Annotated in this window: 1 protein-coding gene and 1 pseudogene; both read right to left on the bottom strand. The window is 36.9% G+C overall.

The window, feature by feature from the left end; genetic code table 11:
- On the bottom strand, nt 1–492 hold a 492-nt coding region (locus ACS8FC_RS16320), incomplete at its 3' end, for a class I SAM-dependent methyltransferase (protein WP_439297548.1).
- 191 nt (nt 493–683) lie between these two features.
- A pseudogene (locus tag ACS8FC_RS16315) lies at nt 684–823 on the bottom strand (peptide-methionine (S)-S-oxide reductase MsrA); the annotation flags it as partial.

The following is an 823-nucleotide window of genomic DNA, read 5'->3' as shown; positions in this document are numbered from 1 at the left end:
GTAATTAAGCGTTATTAGCAATTGTGGCGCATTGTCGCTAACTTTACGTATCTGTTCGCTATAGTCGGGACGCATATCAGCTGGCAGAGCAATCAAAGCCGCTTTATCATAAACTGCATCAATATAATCAATGTCTTCAATAGATAATGAAAATATGTCAGCAACTAATATCTCTATTTTCTGATTTTCATGTTGCCAATGATAATATTTAATATTGGGGTTACGAGGGTGGTTAATTATCGTATATAAAATACGATTTTCACTAAAAAACTCTTTGACGGCGGATTCAACCAACTCAACGCCCACCACATCATACCCTTGTGCCGCGAGCCAAACCATATCGATAGATTTGCCGCAAAGAGGAACAAAGATGCGGCTACCTGCTGCTAAGTTTAAATGGGTCAAGTAGTTAATTAACAATGGATTGACAGCAGACTGATTAAAACCAATGCGCTTTTCTTGCCAACGTTTGTGCCAAAACTCAGGATTCATGCGGTGACCTCTCATTATGATTGTTTATATAAAGGATTTTTACTATAAATATTGATGAGTGACACTCAAATAGTGAACAGCAATAAAAAGCCAAACACCTATATGATAAGTGTTTGGCTTAGGTATTTAGCTAGTATTGACCATCACGTTAAATGTACTTTGAGCGAATCATACATTATGTAATCTATCATTTAGCTTACCATGTAATTGCTAAATTCTTTACGCAATTTAGCGAGTTTTGGTGGTATTGCAAAGTTGCAATAAGCCTGTCCTGGGTTTCTATTAAAGAAGTCTTGATGCGCATCTTCTGCTTGGTAAAACTCAACGGTAG

This window comes from Psychrobacter sp. 1Y4 (assembly GCF_051847555.1).
Note: the sequence above shows the minus strand (reverse complement) of the source record. Positions and strands in the feature narration are given on the sequence as shown.